The sequence below is a fragment of the Chryseobacterium sp. Mn2064 genome, from assembly GCF_049319685.1.
GTDB lineage: Bacteria > Bacteroidota > Bacteroidia > Flavobacteriales > Weeksellaceae > Chryseobacterium.
On the sequence record NZ_JBMOUE010000002.1, the window covers coordinates 954,495 to 971,816 of the forward strand.

The 17,322-nt window shown below is 36.6% G+C and carries 15 protein-coding genes; 11 read left to right on the forward strand and 4 right to left on the reverse strand.

What is annotated here, in order from left to right; all coding sequences use genetic code 11:
• Window positions 1-43 precede the first annotated feature (43 nt).
• Together ACL9RH_RS11425 and ACL9RH_RS11430 are read right to left on the reverse strand one after the other, a co-directional pair.
• Window positions 44-502 carry a GNAT family N-acetyltransferase gene (locus tag ACL9RH_RS11425; protein WP_422693491.1) on the reverse strand — a complete coding sequence of 153 codons (459 nt, stop codon included), beginning with the start codon at window positions 500-502 and terminating at the stop codon, window positions 44-46.
• A gap of 2 nt (window positions 503-504) precedes the next feature.
• Entirely contained in the window at window positions 505-1,509 is a 1,005-nt protein-coding gene (locus tag ACL9RH_RS11430; protein ID WP_079243966.1) for an AAA family ATPase, read from the reverse strand.
• A gap of 251 nt (window positions 1,510-1,760) precedes the next feature.
• On the opposite strand from ACL9RH_RS11430, the gene ACL9RH_RS11435 reads away from it, so the two are divergent.
• The 7 genes from ACL9RH_RS11435 (at window position 1,761) to ACL9RH_RS11465 (ending at window position 9,572) form a co-directional block, all read left to right on the forward strand.
• Window positions 1,761-2,234 carry a DinB family protein gene (locus ACL9RH_RS11435; protein ID WP_422693492.1) on the forward strand — a complete coding sequence of 158 codons (474 nt, stop codon included), beginning with the start codon at window positions 1,761-1,763 and terminating at the stop codon, window positions 2,232-2,234.
• Between the two features lie 103 nt (window positions 2,235-2,337).
• Entirely contained in the window at window positions 2,338-3,096 is a 759-nt protein-coding gene (gene rlmB / locus ACL9RH_RS11440) for a 23S rRNA (guanosine(2251)-2'-O)-methyltransferase RlmB (protein ID WP_422693493.1), read from the forward strand.
• Window positions 3,097-3,100: 4 nt separating this feature from the next.
• Entirely contained in the window at window positions 3,101-4,228 is a 1,128-nt protein-coding gene (locus tag ACL9RH_RS11445) for a serine hydrolase domain-containing protein (protein ID WP_422693494.1), read from the forward strand.
• A 15-nt stretch (window positions 4,229-4,243) separates the two neighbouring features.
• Window positions 4,244-5,293, forward strand: a complete 1,050-nt coding sequence (locus ACL9RH_RS11450) for a DUF6263 family protein (RefSeq protein ID WP_422693495.1) — start codon at window positions 4,244-4,246, stop codon at window positions 5,291-5,293.
• A gap of 111 nt (window positions 5,294-5,404) precedes the next feature.
• A complete protein-coding gene (locus tag ACL9RH_RS11455) occupies window positions 5,405-5,635 on the forward strand; it encodes a hypothetical protein (RefSeq protein ID WP_422693496.1) in 231 nt (76 codons plus the stop codon).
• Between the two features lie 33 nt (window positions 5,636-5,668).
• Entirely contained in the window at window positions 5,669-8,209 is a 2,541-nt protein-coding gene (locus ACL9RH_RS11460) for a YfhO family protein (protein ID WP_422693497.1), read from the forward strand.
• Between the two features lie 76 nt (window positions 8,210-8,285).
• On the forward strand, window positions 8,286-9,572 hold the full coding sequence (locus tag ACL9RH_RS11465; RefSeq protein WP_422693498.1) for a glycosyl transferase family 1: 1,287 nt from the start codon (window positions 8,286-8,288) through the stop codon (window positions 9,570-9,572).
• A 40-nt stretch (window positions 9,573-9,612) separates the two neighbouring features.
• On the opposite strand, the gene ACL9RH_RS11470 is transcribed toward ACL9RH_RS11465, so the two are convergent.
• Window positions 9,613-10,257, reverse strand: coding sequence for a hypothetical protein (locus ACL9RH_RS11470; RefSeq protein WP_422693499.1), 645 nt, complete (start codon window positions 10,255-10,257; stop codon window positions 9,613-9,615).
• A 361-nt stretch (window positions 10,258-10,618) separates the two neighbouring features.
• Here ACL9RH_RS11470 and ACL9RH_RS11475 point away from each other — a divergent pair, with 361 nt between their 5' ends.
• Window positions 10,619-11,590, forward strand: coding sequence for a YpdA family putative bacillithiol disulfide reductase (locus tag ACL9RH_RS11475; protein ID WP_422693500.1), 972 nt, complete (start codon window positions 10,619-10,621; stop codon window positions 11,588-11,590).
• Window positions 11,591-11,680: 90 nt separating this feature from the next.
• Here the strand turns inward: ACL9RH_RS11475 and ACL9RH_RS11480 are convergent, their stop codons facing one another.
• The gene (locus ACL9RH_RS11480; RefSeq protein ID WP_422693701.1) at window positions 11,681-12,862 is read right to left on the reverse strand and encodes an MFS transporter; all 1,182 of its coding nucleotides are present in this window, start codon (window positions 12,860-12,862) and stop codon (window positions 11,681-11,683) included.
• A 302-nt stretch (window positions 12,863-13,164) separates the two neighbouring features.
• On the opposite strand from ACL9RH_RS11480, the gene ACL9RH_RS11485 reads away from it, so the two are divergent.
• The 3 genes from ACL9RH_RS11485 to ACL9RH_RS11495 all read left to right on the forward strand — a co-directional run bounded on the left by ACL9RH_RS11485 (window position 13,165) and on the right by ACL9RH_RS11495 (window position 17,242).
• Window positions 13,165-14,043 (forward strand): helix-turn-helix domain-containing protein, encoded by an 879-nt coding sequence (locus ACL9RH_RS11485; RefSeq protein ID WP_422693501.1) that lies wholly within the window; start codon window positions 13,165-13,167, stop codon window positions 14,041-14,043.
• A gap of 89 nt (window positions 14,044-14,132) precedes the next feature.
• The gene (locus ACL9RH_RS11490; protein WP_422693502.1) at window positions 14,133-16,073 is read left to right on the forward strand and encodes an oleate hydratase; all 1,941 of its coding nucleotides are present in this window, start codon (window positions 14,133-14,135) and stop codon (window positions 16,071-16,073) included.
• A gap of 272 nt (window positions 16,074-16,345) precedes the next feature.
• Window positions 16,346-17,242, forward strand: a complete 897-nt coding sequence (locus tag ACL9RH_RS11495; RefSeq protein WP_422693503.1) for a 3-hydroxyacyl-CoA dehydrogenase — start codon at window positions 16,346-16,348, stop codon at window positions 17,240-17,242.
• Window positions 17,243-17,322 lie beyond the last annotated feature (80 nt).

Here is a 17,322-nt window from a genome sequence, read left to right on the forward strand (position 1 = left end):
TTAAAATTCAAAATTTTGAGTTAATTGAATGATTAGATTCGGGTTAATCTTTAAACTCGATGGAAACATTCAACCATTCATCATCAAATTTCGGACTGTACTTTTTATAAAAATTGATAGCAGGTTCATTCCAGTTCAAAACCTGAAATACCATTCCGCTATAATCGTTATTTTTCCCATGTTCCAATGTAGCATCGAAGAGTTTTTTACCAATCTGCATTCCTCTCATTCTTTCCGTCACTACAAGATCTTCAAGGTACAGTCTTCTTCCTTTCCATGTTGAATATCTGTCATAGTACAATGATATTCCCACAATTTCATTATCCACTTCTGCTACAAATGCTCCCCAAACAGGAGATTTCCCAAAGCCATCTTCGGTAAACTGCTGTAGTGTTACCGTAACTTCGTGCAAAGCTTTTTCATATTCAGCCAGTTCCTTAATAAGCTCCAGCATAGCACTGCAATCTTCCTGAACTGCTCTTCTGATCATTACTTCATTCATTATTAGGGTGCCTGGATTTTTGCTAAAATTCTGTTGATGATTTCTTCTGTTGAAATTTCCTCTGCTTCTGCCTCAAATGTTAATCCCATTCTGTGTCTCAATACATCTTTAGCCAATGCTTTTACGTCTTCAGGAATTACAAAAGCTCTGCCTTTTAAGAATGCATATGCTCTTGAAGCAATCGCAAGGTTAATAGAAGCTCTTGGGGAAGCCCCGAAGCTGATGTAATTTTTCAATTCCGACAGTCCGTAATTCTCTGGATAACGGGTTGCAAAAACCATATCAAGGATATACTTTTCAATTTTCTCATCCAGATAGATCTGATTGATCAGTTCTTTGGCATCTACAATATCCTGAAGGGAAATCACCGGTTTCACCGTTGGCTGATGTGAAGTGGAAACCATTCTCATCACCTGTCTTTCATCTTCAAAAGCAGGGTAATCTATGGTACATTTCAACATAAAACGGTCGCTTTGCGCTTCCGGCAACAAGTAAGTTCCCTCCTGATCAATCGGGTTTTGAGTGGCCAGTACTAAAAACGGTTTTGGAAGTTTCATCGTTTCGTCACCAATAGTCACCTGCTTTTCCTGCATTACCTCCAAAAGAGCCGACTGTACTTTTGCCGGAGCACGGTTGATCTCATCTGCCAATACAAAGTTGGCAAATACAGGTCCTTTTTTGATAGAGAAATCATTATCTTTGATATTAAAAATCATGGTTCCTACTACGTCTGCAGGAAGCAGATCGGGCGTAAACTGAATTCTGGAAAAATCTCCATGAACGGCATCTGCTAAGGTTTTTATTGCCAAAGTTTTAGCCAGTCCTGGTACTCCTTCAAGAAGAACATGACCGTTCCCTAAAAGTCCTACCAAAAGGCGGTCTACCATATATTCCTGTCCAATAATAACTTTGTTGATTTCCTGTCTCAGAAGAGAAAATAAGTAGTTTTTTTCTTTTACTTTTTCCGTCAATTGGCGGATATCTTCAGCTTGATATATCTCTGACATAGCTTGATTTAAAATAAGTGGTAAATTTCTGATAAATACTTGCACTAATCAACACAATAAATGCTATTTTTGAGTTAAAGTTTGTTAAATATTCCAGTATCAATGCAAGGTTCAGAATATCTGAGGCCTTAAAACTCAATACGATTATCAGAATTTTTCATAAAAATATATAAAATTCACTTGAATCCTCTGCTCAAAAATTGTCATTTCCAGTTTATTAAACTATTTTTGGAGATTAAAAAATCTGCAAAATGAATTATCATTTTCAAGCACACAGACAGGTAAGAAAAAATCTTCTGGAGATCCTTCAGAACACCTCTCATGAGGATCTTCTTCTGATTCCTGACGGTTTCAACAACAATATTTACTGGAATATTGCACATACTGTTGCCACCCAACAGCTGCTGCATTATTACCTAAGCGGAAACACTTTCCGTATTGATAAATATTGGATTGAAACTTATAAGAAGGGTACATTACCGAATTTAAATGTTCAGAAATCCGAAGTGGAAGATCTGGAATTTCTCCTTACAGAAACTTCGAAAATCCTGATGAAAGATTATGACAGTGATTTCTTTTCAGATTATACCCCTTATACGACCAGCTTCGGAATGGACCTGAAAAGCATTCAGGACGCCATTATCTTCAACAATATGCATGAAAGTCTTCACTATGGTTATGTGATGGCGCAAAAAAGAGCGATTCTGGGAGAAGAAGGAAGGTAGTGAATTTTCTATGCAAGTCAATGATATCATGGGAACACGAATTCGCCAGATCGACTTATAAAGTAAAATTCACATTGTACAATTCACTATTTAAATTAATAAAATGACAGATAAAAAAGACGATTTTATTTTCGGGCTGCGTCCCGTAATTGAAGCAATTGAAGCGGGAAAAACGATTGACAAGATCTTTGTGCAAAATGCACTTCAAGGTCCTATTTATGCTGAACTGAAAGCAATTTTGGCTAAAAATAAAATCCGTCCCAATTATGTTCCGGTTGAAAAACTGAACCGTTTTACAAGAAAAAACCACCAGGGAGTGGTTGCTTTTATCTCGGATGTTCCGTTTCATAAAGTGGAGGATATTGTTCCACAGTTATTCGAAGAAGGGAAAACACCTTTCTTATTGATTCTGGACAGACTGACGGATGTAAGAAACTTCGGGGCTATCTGCAGAACCGCAGAATGTGTAGGTATTGATGCTATTATTATCCCTGAAAAAGGAGCAGCACCTATCAATTCTGATGCTATAAAAACATCTGCCGGAGCAATCTATAATATTAAAATCTGTAAAGAAAATAACCTGGCACACGCTGTAGATTTCCTTCAACAAAGTGGAATTTCAGTATATGCAGCCAGTGAAAAAGCTCAGAAACTGATCTATGATGTCAACTTAACAGAACCATGTGCTATCGTGATGGGAAATGAAGAAACTGGAATTTCTAAAGAAGTTCTGCATCACGCTGACGAAAAAATAAAACTTCCTATTGAAGGAAAAACACAATCACTAAACGTTTCTGTAGCCTGTGGAGCCATTCTATATGAGGCAGTACGACAGAAAATGACCGTGATACCCAATCCTTAAAACCATGAAAATACAAAACCTTTTACCATTATTTTTTGCCCCATTCGTATTGAATGCCCAGACAAAAAATATAGCTACAGACAACCGTCAGGTTACAGAACTTGATAAGATGGTTCAGAAAGAAGCAATGGCCTATATGCAAAATCCTGCCCGCGTAGGAATTTCAATAGGTATCATTAAAGATGGTAAAAGTTATTTTTATAATTACGGAACCACGGAAATCGGAAAATCTGATCTTCCTACTTCCAAAAGTCTTTATGAGATTGCATCCATCAGCAAAACATTTACAGGAACACTTCTGGCTCATGCTTTAATAGACGGAAAAATTAAAATGGATGATGATATCCGGAAATATATAAACGGAAATTATCCTAACCTTGAATTTGAAAAGCAACCGGTCACAATCGGTAATCTTACCAATCATTCATCAGGGTTGCCTCAGTTTTTACCGGATCAGTCGGAAACGTTCAAGAAACCGATGGACTCTGTTGCGATGGCATTGGCTAATTTTTATAAAAATTATTCAAAAAAGAAGTTTGATGAAGATCTTCATCAGGCCAAAATAGATTTTGTTCCGGGAACACAATATAGATATTCCAATGTAGGAACACAGATTGCCGGAGATATTCTGGAGAATGTATATCATAAAAGCTATGGAGAACTGCTTTCAGAATACATCACAAAGCCTCTGAAAATGAACCAAACCATTGTTGGTACGAATTCTGTACATCTACTGACCTGTTATAACGATAAAGGAAAGGTGATGCCAAAGAATTTTACAACAATATTTGCCCCGGCTGGCGGAATTCTGTCCACAACAGGAGATCTGGTGAAATATATGCAGTATCATTTGAATGAAAGTGATAATTATGTAAACGTTTCCCACACTCCTCTTGTAAAAGCGGATGAAGATGGAGATGCTATTGGCCTGTATTGGAGAGTGCATACCTATAAAGACGGAACCAAAACAGTGTATCATACCGGAGGTACATTTGGGTTTTCAAGCGTACTTCAGATTTATCCTTCCCAAAATATGGGAGTGGTAATATTGTCCAATGAATCAGATGGGGAATCTCAGGGAAAACTGTATAATATTGCCGAAAATATATTAAGAAACAGTAGTAAAAAATAAACTTAAAAAAATCGAATGAAGAACATTGCAGCGCTTGCGCTTATATCATCTATAGCTCTTGTATCTTGTAAAAAAGAAACAGCAAAAATAACTAAAGTAGATCCTAAAACAGGGAAAACAGTAACAGTAGAAGTTCCGGCTGATTCTGTGGCAAAAGTAACAGCAAACCCCGCTATCAAAGATTCTGCAGGAATTGTAACGCAGTCTTTCAAACTTGAAAAAGGGAAAACTTACCCGCTTACAACGTATCAGAGAGATGTAAAGACGATGACAGATCCTCAGGGAAAATCGATCACTGCAACCAGCGAATCTACAGATGAAATGAACTTCGTGGTAAATGATGTTAAAGGAAATGTATATGATATGACCCTTAATCTTGTTGCTAAACGAAGCTCTCAGTCTGCACAGGGAAAAACAGTTGTTGTAGATACTAAACTTCCGATCCCTAAAGAAGACGAGCTTAAAATGATCTGGAATGTAAACAAAGCGCTTACCGGTAATAAGCTTGCCATGAAAATGGATACCAAAGGGAATGTAATTTCCATCACAGGTTTTGATGCTGTTTATACTAAAGTATTGAACGCTGTAGGAACTATGATCAAAGATGCTAATGAAAAAGCAAATGTTGTAGCAAGTCTTAAACAATCTTTCAACGAAAAAGTACTGAAAGATCAGTTCCATAAAAACTTAACTATTCTTCCTAAAAAAGGTGTAAAAATAGGTGAAAAATGGACGACTTCTGAAAATGCAGACCCAAGCGGTGCTGTAAAAGTAACATCCAACTATGTTTTAAAGAGCCTAGGAAACGGAACTGCAGAAATTTCAGTAACCGGAGGTATTCCTAAGAAAACAGAAAAGAAAGCTCAAGGTCCTATTACCCATAGCCTTAGCAGCGAATTGGTTCAGAACGGAACCATTAAGTTTGACGAAAGCACAGGATGGATTACAACACAGAATATTAATGTGAAAACTACACAGATTGAAAGTATTACAGACGGAAAACAAACTCAGTCTATGAAAAGTATTTCCAATTCTTCTGTAATGGTAAATCCTTCTGCTAAATAATTGAAGCAAATACCTTTGAAGGAAAAAATGTTATAGAGTCTGAGACTTTCAAGTAATCTGAAAAATCTCGGACTTTGGCATCTGCACCCTTCAACTTTAAATTTTAACATTATGAAATACATTCTTGAGTTAGTACTCACTGCTATTATCATATTCTTTGTCTGGAATATTCTGAAAAGAATCTTCTTTAAGACATTTTACAGTTACCGTTTTAATAACAATAATCAAAACAACGGTCAGCAGGACATACACAACGCTAACAAGAATAACAAGCAGAACCTCAACTGGGATGCAGAAACTGTAGACTATGAAGAGGTGAAAGAGAGTAAGGACAAAAGGTAAAAATTCCAAGAAATAAAAGATAATAACCAGCACATGGCAAAAAATAAAAACTTAATCTATATTGCAGCTTCATTAGTAGTATTTATAGTTTTAGCATTTTTATATTCAACTCCTGTATTTACAGGGAAACAGCTTTTCCAGCATGATATCGTACAATACCGCGGAGGAGCAAAAGAACTGCTCGACTATAGAGCTAATACCGGAAATGAAACGTATTGGAGTGACTCCATGTTTGGAGGAATGCCGACCTATCAGATGGGAAGCCAGTTTAAAGGTGATATCATCAAAAAGATCGACAGCAATCTGAATTTTCTGCCAAGACCGGTCAATTATCTATTCTTGCTTTTTGCAGGTTTTTTCCTTTTAGGAATAGTCGTGGTAAGAAACTGGAAGTATGCCCTTCTTGGTGCTACTTTCTTTGGACTTTCCACCTACTTCTATATTATTATTGCAGCCGGACATAACGGAAAAGTAAATACCATCGAGTATTTCGCTCCTTTATTGGCCGGAATTTTATTGGTTTATATCCGAAAACAATATATCTGGGGATTTATTGTCACAACCCTTTTTATGGGATTACAGATCGCTGCCAATCACCCGCAGATGACGTATTATCTGTTTCTGGCATTAGGATTCTTATTCCTTTCTGAATTGATCAGAGCCATTCAGAAAAAGACTCCAATGAAACATTTTCTGATCTCATCAGGAATTATTGCGGCATCATGCATTATCGGAGTTGGAATGAATTCACAGAGAATTATGGCCAATTCGGAATATGTAAAAGAAACCGTGCGTGGAAAGCAAATCTTAACCAACGACAGCCATACTTCCGGAAAATCAGGGATGGATAAGGAAAGTATGCTAATGTGGAGCTACGGACAACTTGAAACCTTAAACCTCTTCATCCCAAGATTAATGGGTGGAGGAAGCCAGGAACCGGAAGGAAAAGTAATGATGAACAAAGTTCAGGAACTTGTTCAGGAAAATGTAGGATCACAGGCTGAGATGGACAGGATTTCAAAAGGATTCAGCGGAATGACCTATTGGGGAGACCAGCCGGGAACCTCGGGGCCTGCTTATCAGGGAGCTATTGTATGTTTTCTTGCTCTGTTAGGCTTCTTCTTTGCATGGAAGAAATACCGTTACTGGATCTTGGGAGCCTCTGTTCTTACAATTTTACTGGCTTGGGGAAGCAACTTCATGCCTTTATCTGATTTCTTTATAGATTATGTTCCTTTTTACAATAAATTCAGAGCTCCTTCTTCCATCTTAGTAGTTGTAGAATTATTATTCCCTCTGATTGCTATTATAGGAATATACAGATTCTTCACCGACGAAAAACTGTCAGAAGAATACAAACAGAAAACTCTGATGTACATAAGTGGCGGAACATTAGGTTTGCTATTAATTCTTTTACTCTTCGGAAAATCATTATTAGGATTTGCCACGGAAGGTGAAAAAACATACTTCCCTCCTTTCCTTCTAGATTATCTTGTAGATGAAAGATATAAACTATTTAGAATAGATGCGATAAAAGCATTTATTTATGTTGCCATTGCCGCCGCAGCGTTATTCTTAAGTTTAAAGAAAAAACTAAGCCAGAATATTGCCTTGATCATTATCGGAGTGGTAAGTTTATTCGACCTTTGGACGGTAAATAAGCGTTATCTGAATGATGAAAACTATGTAGATAAAATCTTTGCAGAAAATCCTTTCCAGACGGAAAGTTCAGATCTGTTGGCAGAAAAAGTTCAGGGAAATCCTAATTTGGAATCCATTCTTGCCAATGTGAACATCAATAAAACGTTAGAAACGATTGCTGACAAAGACAAAAACCATTACAGAATTTACAATCAGACTTTAGGAGTAACCAGTGAGACAAATACTTCTTATTTCAAGGCTTCTATCGGGGGGTATCACGCTGTAAAATTAAGAAGATATGATGACGTTCTGAATGAATATATCAATAACATCGACAGTGTAAAAACACCCAAAATATTAAACTTACTGAACGCTAAATACATGGTGTTCGGAGGTCCGGATCAGCCACAGGTTGTTCCTAACCCAAAAGCCAATGGAAATGCATGGTTTGTAAGTGACTTGAAGTTTGTAGACACTCCTAATGAAGAAATTAAATCTATTGGAGTTGTTGATAATAAAAAGACCGCAGTTATAGCCTCTTCAGATAAGTCGTATTTCACCAACAAACCTGTTCAGGCAGATTCAACAGCATTCATCACTCTTACTCAGTATCAGCCTAATGAGCTGGAGTTCAAATCTCAGTCGAAAACGCCGCAATTGGCTGTATTTTCTGAAGTATACTATCCTCATGGATGGAAAGTGTTGGTTGATGAAAAAGAAGTTCCTTACATCAAAGCTGATTACCTTCTTCGTGCAGTACACGTTCCGGCAGGAAATCACCATATCAGAATGGTTTTCGAACCTGAAGTGATTGAAAAAGGAAAATGGATTTCTCTTCTTTCATTTGGATTATTTATTGCTTTAGCAGCATTTGGAATTTTCTGGATGAACAAAAACAGAAAGAAAGCAGACTTAGTTGAGCAAAAAGCTTAAAATAACTATTGCATTATCTCATTCTGAATGAAGCATAGTGTAACGAAGAATCACAAAGACCATTTAAGCTAAGAAAATGGAACAGAAGAAAATACTGATTATCACCTATTACTGGCCTCCTGCGGGAGGTCCTGGTGTTCAAAGATGGCTGAAGTTTGCCAAATATCTCCCCGATTTTGGTTGGAAACCCATCATTTATACTCCGGAAAATCCAAGCTATCCTTTAATAGATGAAACCCTGATGAAGGATGTTCCTGAAAATATTGAGATGGTAAGAACCAAAATATGGGAACCTTATCAATTGGCGGAAAAACTGAACAAAAGCAATAAAAAGTTTAAAGCAGGACAGTTTGATGTAGGAAAAAACCAAAGCTGGAAATCTAAACTTTCGATCTGGATAAGAGGGAATTTTTTCATTCCTGATGCGAGAGTTTTCTGGGTTAAACCATCTATTCAGTTTTTAGAAAAATACCTGAAAGAAAATAAAATAGATACGATTGTTACTTCTGGCCCGCCACACTCTCTACATTTGATTGGATTGGGACTGAAGGATAAACTGCCTCACCTGAAATGGATTGCTGATTTTCGTGATCCCTGGACTGAGATTTCGTATTATAAACATTTGAAATTAACCAAAAGCTCAGACAACAAACACCGAAAACTTGAAAGTGCTGTTTTCAAAAATGCAGATATTACTCTTGCAACAAGCTATACCGATGCTGAAAACTTCCGCAAAGCAGGAGCCAATGCTTTTTGCATCACCAATGGGTTTGACGAAAGTGATTCCGGAGAGAAAGTAACAGGACAGAAAAATCAAAATTTCACATTGAGTTATATTGGCGTTTTAGAGCAACTCAGAAACCCCGAAAATCTTTGGAAAGCACTTCATGAACTGATTCAGGAGAATCATGATTTTGCTTCGAATTTTAAATTGAAATTTGTGGGAAGAATTGATGACAAGATTTTACAATTTATTGAAAGTTCTAATCTAAAAAATCATATTCTGAACCTAGGTTATCTTTCTCATGGAAAAGCCGTAGAAGAAATGCAGAATTCAGAAATGCTTCTGATTACCAATTTCCCAAACGAGTCTTCAAAAGGAATCATTCCCGGAAAAATATTTGAATATTTGGCTTCAGGAAAACAAATTCTGTCGTTTGGTCCGGATCAGGCTGATGTAGCAAAAATTTTGGAAGAAACTAAGGCGGGGAAACATTTCAGTTATCATGATACAGAAACAGTAAAAACATTTATCCTCGAAAAATTTAATCTTTGGAAAAGTGGAAATCTACAGGAAAACACTCAACATATTGAACAGTTTTCAAGGAAAAACCTCACCCAACAACTTACAGAAATACTATAAAAAAAGCGGAAATTCATACTTTCCGCTCTTTTTTTAACATCTATATTGTCCATTGGTCATTTACCACTGCAATCAAATAATATTTGCCCTGAAATTCTTCAAATACAAACCGAAGTGTCTTCCAGTCCATTTCTCCAGATTTTTCAGTGCCTTTACTGTAGTTTTCGGTAAAATCATGTTTAGGATAAATCTCCTTTAAATTATTCAGGGAATTACCTCCTCCTAAAAATGTATCCAAAGCATATTGTGATAGGGTAAAATCTTTTGAAAACACCCATTTTCCAAGATAATCATTAATGGTCGCCTTATAAGGATCACCCGAACCATCATGAGCGCCCCACGTAAATAACGTTTTAGTAGGAAGATACTGTTCAAACTCCGCTTTAGAAAAATGCTTATCCTCTTTCAAATCTACAAAAGCATACATCGAAAAACGAATTCCTTTTTCAGGATGAATGTATGAAGCAAATGTTTTATAATCTTTATTTTTTAAAGCTTGTAAAAGTTCATCATTCGTTTTTTTAAGAGCCGACTCTTTTTCTGCTTTATTTTTAACAGTATTTGCCGCATTCTCTGATTTGGCTTGTGCCATGGAATCGATCTCGTTGGGGACAGGTTTGTGAACTTCCTTCTTGCAGGCGATCATCAAGGTAACCACTGCCAGGGAAGTAATCATTTTTTTCATAGTTTCAATTTTGTATTGGATAAAAATACCAAAACCAATGCCAGAGATTTTGAAACTAATGAATAATAGGTGTTTAAGTATATCCTTTTCTAAACGCATTTTTTTAGTAAACATTGATGATTTTAGCAAACAAAGGCAGATAAATCTGCTACGCAAAACAATACATTTTATCAAATCATCTTGCCAATTCTCCATTTGCTTTCCTTCAATACATCATTATGAATTGTCTCTTTGCGATAAAAAGTAAAGCATCATTCCAGTATATTTTTTTAAGAAAATCATTTTTAAATTCTATTGAGATAACCTTCAATATCTAATGATCAAGCTCTATTTTCTATAAATTACATCGTACCTTTGTTAGATGGAAATTTTTGATATTCTTATTATCGGAGCCGGGCCTATTGGTTTAAACTGTGCCATTGAAGCTCAAAAAAACAACCTGAAATATGTAATTATAGAAAAAGGAACCATTGTCAATTCACTGTACAATTATCCTTTATATATGCGGTTCTTTTCTACTGCAGAAAAACTGGAAATAGACGGTACACCTTTCATCTCCACGGCTCCCAAACCTGGAAGACAAGATGCATTGGAATATTATCAGGGAATTGCAAGACAGAAAGAACTTAATATTCATCTTTATGAAAGGGTTTTAAACGTCTCAAAAAACAGCGAAATCTTTGAAATTAAAACTACGAAAGCTGACTATAAGGCTAAAAATGTAGTTATAGCTACAGGATTTTACGATATTCCTAACCTTATGAATATTCCTGGAGAAGATCTTCCGAAAGTCAAACATTACTATACTGAACCTTATCCTTATGCCCGACAGAAAATAGTTGTCGTGGGATCTAGCAATTCTGCGGTGGATGCAGCTCTGGAAACCTACAGAAAAGGAGCTGAAGTTACCATGATTGTTCGCCATTCCGAAATCTCAAAAAGTGTAAAATACTGGGTAAAACCTGACATTGAAAATAGAATTGCAGAAGGAACGATCACCGCTCACTTCAATGCTGAAATGCTTGAGGTAAAAGAAAACACGGTGATTTTCAAAGATAAAGATGGCAAGCTTCATGAAATCGAAAATGATTTTTTACTGGCTATGACAGGTTATCTTCCCGATTTTGATTTTCTGAAGAATTCAGGAATTGAACTGAATGGGGACTGCCTGAATCCGTTATATCATCCTGAAACAATGGAGACCAATGTTCCCAATCTGTATCTTGCAGGAGTAGTATGTGGCGGAAAAGATACTCACCTGTGGTTCATAGAAAACTCCAGGGTTCATGCCAATATGATCATTCATAATATTATGGCTAAAAATATTCTTTAACAGATTACAGCAGTCTGTAATATCAAATTTAAACCCCAGCCGATAAAACGACTGGGGTTTTGTATTCATATAAATGGTAAGCAGATCTATTTATACTATCTCTTCTTCCACTTTATTTTTATCTTTAAGCATCCACGGAATGATAAAGTAAAAGCCAACAGCAATGGCAGCTCCCAATACTCCGGTACCGATCCATAAAACATCAAAGCCTAGTTTTTCTGCAATCAGAGTTCCAATATAAGGTGTGATAATAAATGCTATGGAAATAGACATTCCGTTCAGCCCCATATAAGCTCCTTTATTGTTTTTACCCGAACGTAAAGCGGTAATGGTAGACATAAAAGGAAGTGTCCATATTTCTCCTATACAAAGTATTGTCATGGAAAGGAATAGAACAACAATGCTATAATCAAAAGCAAGCATTGCATACGAAATACCATATAAGAAAGTTCCGATAGCCATGGTGAAAGCTAGGGTAAAATACTTTTCTGCCAGCTGTACAAATCCCATTTCCAGCAATACAATCAAAATACCACTATAGGCGAGAATATATCCTATATTCTGCTGACTTAAGTGGGCTGTATCTTTATAAAAAATAGTCAGTATACTAAATAACTGAAAAAAACATATCGCAAACAGCATACAGAAAATACTGTATATCAAAAATTTTCCATCCCTGTAAGGAGAGCTTTCTTTTTTTACGGCTATGGCTTCTTTTACTTTTTTCGCTGCCTGTTTAGCTCTTTTTGTACGGTCTTTGAAAAACCAGATATACATCAGCCCAGCCAATAAAGCCGCCAAAGCATTACTATAAAACAAAAATTCATAAGAAATAGCAGATAAAATTCCTCCTAGTGCCGGTCCTATAGAAAATCCTAAATTAACGGCCATACGATTCAGGGAAAAAGCCCGGGTAATATTCTCGGGTTTGGCATATTTCGTAATAGCCACCGAGTTCGCCGGCCGAAAAGTTTCACTTACAATACTTTGAGCCAGAATAATCCCTGCCAATCCTGCTTCTGTAGTAAATAAAGGAATAAGGCAGAATAAAGGCACACTGAAAAGTAAGCTTAGACTTTGTACTCTGTATTCACCAATTTTATCGGTGATCATCCCTCCCAGCCAGGAACCAATCACTGAACCTATTCCAAAAAAGCTCAGTACAATTCCGGAATTTTCTATACTAAAATGTAAATGATTTGTCATATATACTCCCAAGAAAGGAAGCACCATAGAACCCGCCCTGTTGATCAGCATTACCAACGCCAGCATCCAACACTCCTGCGAGAGTCCTTTGAAAGAACTCGTATATAAGTTAATAAGTTTCACGATAATATTTTGGGGGAATTTGAAAGCACAAAGGTAGATAAAAATAAAGCAAAAGCCTTTATTTAAACCATTTTTTATCAATAACCTCTATACAATCAAACCATTATCTGTATCCTGAAAAAACCAATTCTTTTTAAAATATACAATGTACAAACATTTATAAAATTCGTAAATTGCAGTAACAACAATACTTTTCAGCCTTAAATAACTGAAATACACAATAAAATATTAATCAACACAAAAGAATGGTGACTTACGAAAATTTACACGACACTTTATCTTTTTACAATATTGACTGCCGGCAGTCTTATTATATCTCCTCCGGCAAACCAATTTTTGATTTTCCTAAAGCTCCTTTCAGAATGGATTATTATGCACTGTGCATTTGTACAGCCGGAGAAATAACCATTGAAATAGACAGACAGAAATATAAAGTGGATACCGACAGTTTTCTCATTGCTGCTCCTTCTACCATCGTAAAGTTCCTCAAAACCAGCGAAGACTTTATGATGAAGCTACTGTTCTTCGATAAAAATTTTCTGATCAAAAATATTTCCAATCCTTTTATCATTGAAAAAATGAATCTTTTCTCTCAAGGTTCATATAGTATTATAAAAACCACTCCCAAAAACTCATCTTTACTTCAGAATTTGCTTGATTATCTAAAAAAGAAGTCCAGAAAACAGGGAAAATTTACCGAAGAGATTATCCGAACCATCATCTTCAACCTCCTTCTTGAAACGGCAGAGATTGTAGAAAAAGAAAATGGTGCTCATCCTGAAAAAGAGGAAGGAAAAAAGGACCTTTACCTGAAGTTCAGTAAACTGATTCGGGAGAATATAAGAGGACAGAGAACAGTTCAGTTTTATGCGGATCAGCTTTGTATTTCCAACAAATACCTTATTGATATCATTAAAAAAGCTTGCGGAAAAACGCCTCACGAAGTGATAGACGAAACCCTATTGAAGGAAGCTTATATGATGCTTGGAAATCCCGATATCACTATTTCAGAAATTGCCTTTGAGCTTCAGTTCAATTCGGCGTCGGCCTTCGGGCGTTTTTTCAAAAAACACACTTCTCTCTCTCCTTCAGAATACAGAATAAAAGAAAATATCCAGTCCTGAGAATTTGGGGACAGTAATTCTGACATTAGGGATATATACTGCTTTGTGAATAGAGGTACCTTTATACTGTTAATTAAAAACAATAAACAATGAGTACGATCAATTCAAAATTCGACAAAGTTTTAAATGCCTCTGACCAGTTTGGGAAAGTAAACCACGAACCGGATTCAAGTAAAGAAGTTCAGATTAACACCCCTGAAAAAACAATGCCTTTTTCCGACCAGATCGGAAACTATCAACGCAATAAAGGAATTCCCTTACAATCTTACGAGAACAGTAAAATTTATATTGTTGGAAGCGGAATTGCGGGAATGTCCGCAGCGTATTATTTCATCCGTGATGGCCGTGTTCCCGGCAAAAACATTATATTCCTGGATCAGCTTAATGTTGAGGGAGGATCTCTTGATGGAGCCGGTAATGCAACAGACGGCTACATCATCCGAGGAGGACGAGAAATGGATATGACCTATGAAAATTTATGGGATATGTTCCAGGACATCCCTGCTTTAGAGCTCCCTGCGCCTTACAGCGTATTGGACGAATACCGTCTTGTGAATGATAATGACCCTAACTATTCAAAGGCAAGATTGATTCACAATCAAGGACAAATCAAGGATTTCAGTAAATTCGGCCTCGAGAAAAAAGACCAGCTGGCGATTGTCAAACTTTTATTAAAGAAAAAAGAAGAACTTGATGATCTTAGTATTGAAGATTATTTCTCAGAATCATTCCTTAACAGTAATTTCTGGTTTTTCTGGCGCTCTATGTTTGCCTTTGAAAACTGGCACAGCTTACTGGAACTGAAATTATATATGCACAGATTCCTTCATGCGATTGACGGGATGAAAGATTTTTCATGTCTTGTATTCCCAAAATACAACCAGTACGACACTTATGTTACCCCTTTAAAAAACTTTTTAATTGAAAAAGGAGTACAGATTCAGTTCAATACCTTGGTTAAAGATCTTGATATTCATATCAACACCGAAGGAAAAAAAGTAGAAGGAATTATCACGGAACAAGATGGTGAGGAAGTAAGAATTCCTGTTGGAAAGGATGATTACGTGATCGTTACTACCGGATCTATGACAGAAAGCACATTCTATGGAAATAACGATACCGTTCCGGAAGTTACTATAGACAATAACAGTGCAGGACAAAGTGCAGGATGGAAACTGTGGAAAAACCTTGCTGCCAAATCTGAAGTATTCGGGAAACCGGAAAAATTCTGTAGCCATATTGAAAAATCTTCATGGGAATCTGCTACATTAACCTGCCGACCTTCTGCCTTCACCGAAAAACTGAAAGAGCTGTGTGTAAACGATCCTTATTCAGGAAGAACAGCTACTGGTGGTATTATTACTATTACAGACTCCAACTGGGTAATGAGTTTTACCTGTAACAGACAGCCACACTTCCCTACTCAGCCGGACGATATTCTTGTGGTATGGGTATATGCCTTACTAATGGATAAAGAAGGTAATTATATTAAAAAAACAATGCCTCAGTGTACAGGAAATGAAATCCTTGCAGAGTTATCTTATCACCTTGATATCATAGATCAGCTGGATAATGTTGTAGATAATACCATTGTACGTACTGCTTTTATGCCTTACATCACTTCGATGTTTATGCCTAGAGCGCAAGGTGACCGTCCAAGAGTCGTTCCTGAAGGATGTAGCAATTTAGGCCTAGTAGGGCAGTTTGTAGAAACCAATAATGATGTTGTATTCACCATGGAAAGTTCTGTAAGAACAGCCAGAATAGCCGTATACAATCTCCTTAACCTCAACAAACAGGTTCCGGATATCAACCCGCTGCAGTATGACATCAGACATTTACTGAAAGCCACTCAAGCTCTTAATGACTATAAACCGTTCCTTGGAGAAGGGATATTAAGAAAAATATTAAAAGGAAGCTATTTCGAACATATTTTGGTTGACCGCCCTGAACAGAAAGAAGAACATGAATCTTTCATCATGGAGCAGATTGGCAGATTCCAGGAATGGGTAAAAGGAGTAAAAGGTTAGAATAACAATTTGTATAATCAGTTGTTTTACAAGTAAACTATAATGTTATTATGAGGTATATTTTAACGCAAAGAAAAAGTTCATAGTGCTTTATTTAAGGAAAGCAAAGTGAGAATCAACAAGTTGATTTGATGAAGCATACGGCTTTGCGCAGCAGATTTATCTGCCTTTGTTTACTAAAAATATTCAATATATAATAAAAAGCTTTACGTCTAAAAAATAAGGTATAGATTACTTTTAAAACAACATATTTCACCATAAAAATAAATCTCATGGATTTTAAAAACATAACGATAGCCGGAAGTGGCGTATTAGGATATCAGATCGCCTTCCAGACAGCCTATCACGGATTCAAAGTTACCGTATATGATATCAATGATGAAGTATTGGAAAAAGCCAAAGGAAAGCTTACTGCTTTAAGTGATGCCTACAAACAGGATTTGAATGCTACTCAGGAACAGTTGGATACTACGTTGAAAAACCTCAGCTATTCATCTGATCTTGCCGAAGCAGTAAAAGATGCAGATCTTCTGATAGAGGCCGTTCCAGAAAATCCTGACATTAAAATCGAATTTTACCATAAACTCGCAAAAGTAGCTCCAGAAAAAACGGTGTTTGCCACCAACTCTTCAACGCTCCTTCCCAGTCAGTTTGCAGAAGCCACAGGAAGACCAGAAAAATTTGTAGCACTTCACTTCGCCAATGAAATCTGGAAACACAATACGGGAGAAGTTATGCGACACCCCGGAACATTACAGGAGGTATTTGATTCTGTAATCAGTTTTGCAAAAGCCATCGGAATGGTAGCACTTCCTATTTACAAAGAACAGCCCGGATATATTGTCAATTCACTACTTGTCCCCTTATTAGGAGCAGCAGTTAACTTGTGGATTGATGAAGTAGCAGATATTGAAACCATCGATAAAACATGGATGGTGGCTACCGGAGCGCCTACAGGTCCTTTTGGGATTCTGGATGTTGTAGGAATTACCACAGCGTATAATATCAATAAAATGGAAGCCGAAGAAACCCAAGATCCATTAAAGATCAAAGCAGTTGAAAAGTTAAAAGAAGAATACCTTGATAAAGGAAAACTTGGTGTTCTGACTGGTGAAGGGTTTTATAAATACCCCAACCCGGCTTATAAAGACAAAGATTTTCTGAAATAGAGTATTAAAATTCAGATTTTAAACTATTAAAAAAAGCAGGACTTCAATGAAGCCCTGCTTTTTATATTATGTACCCTGAA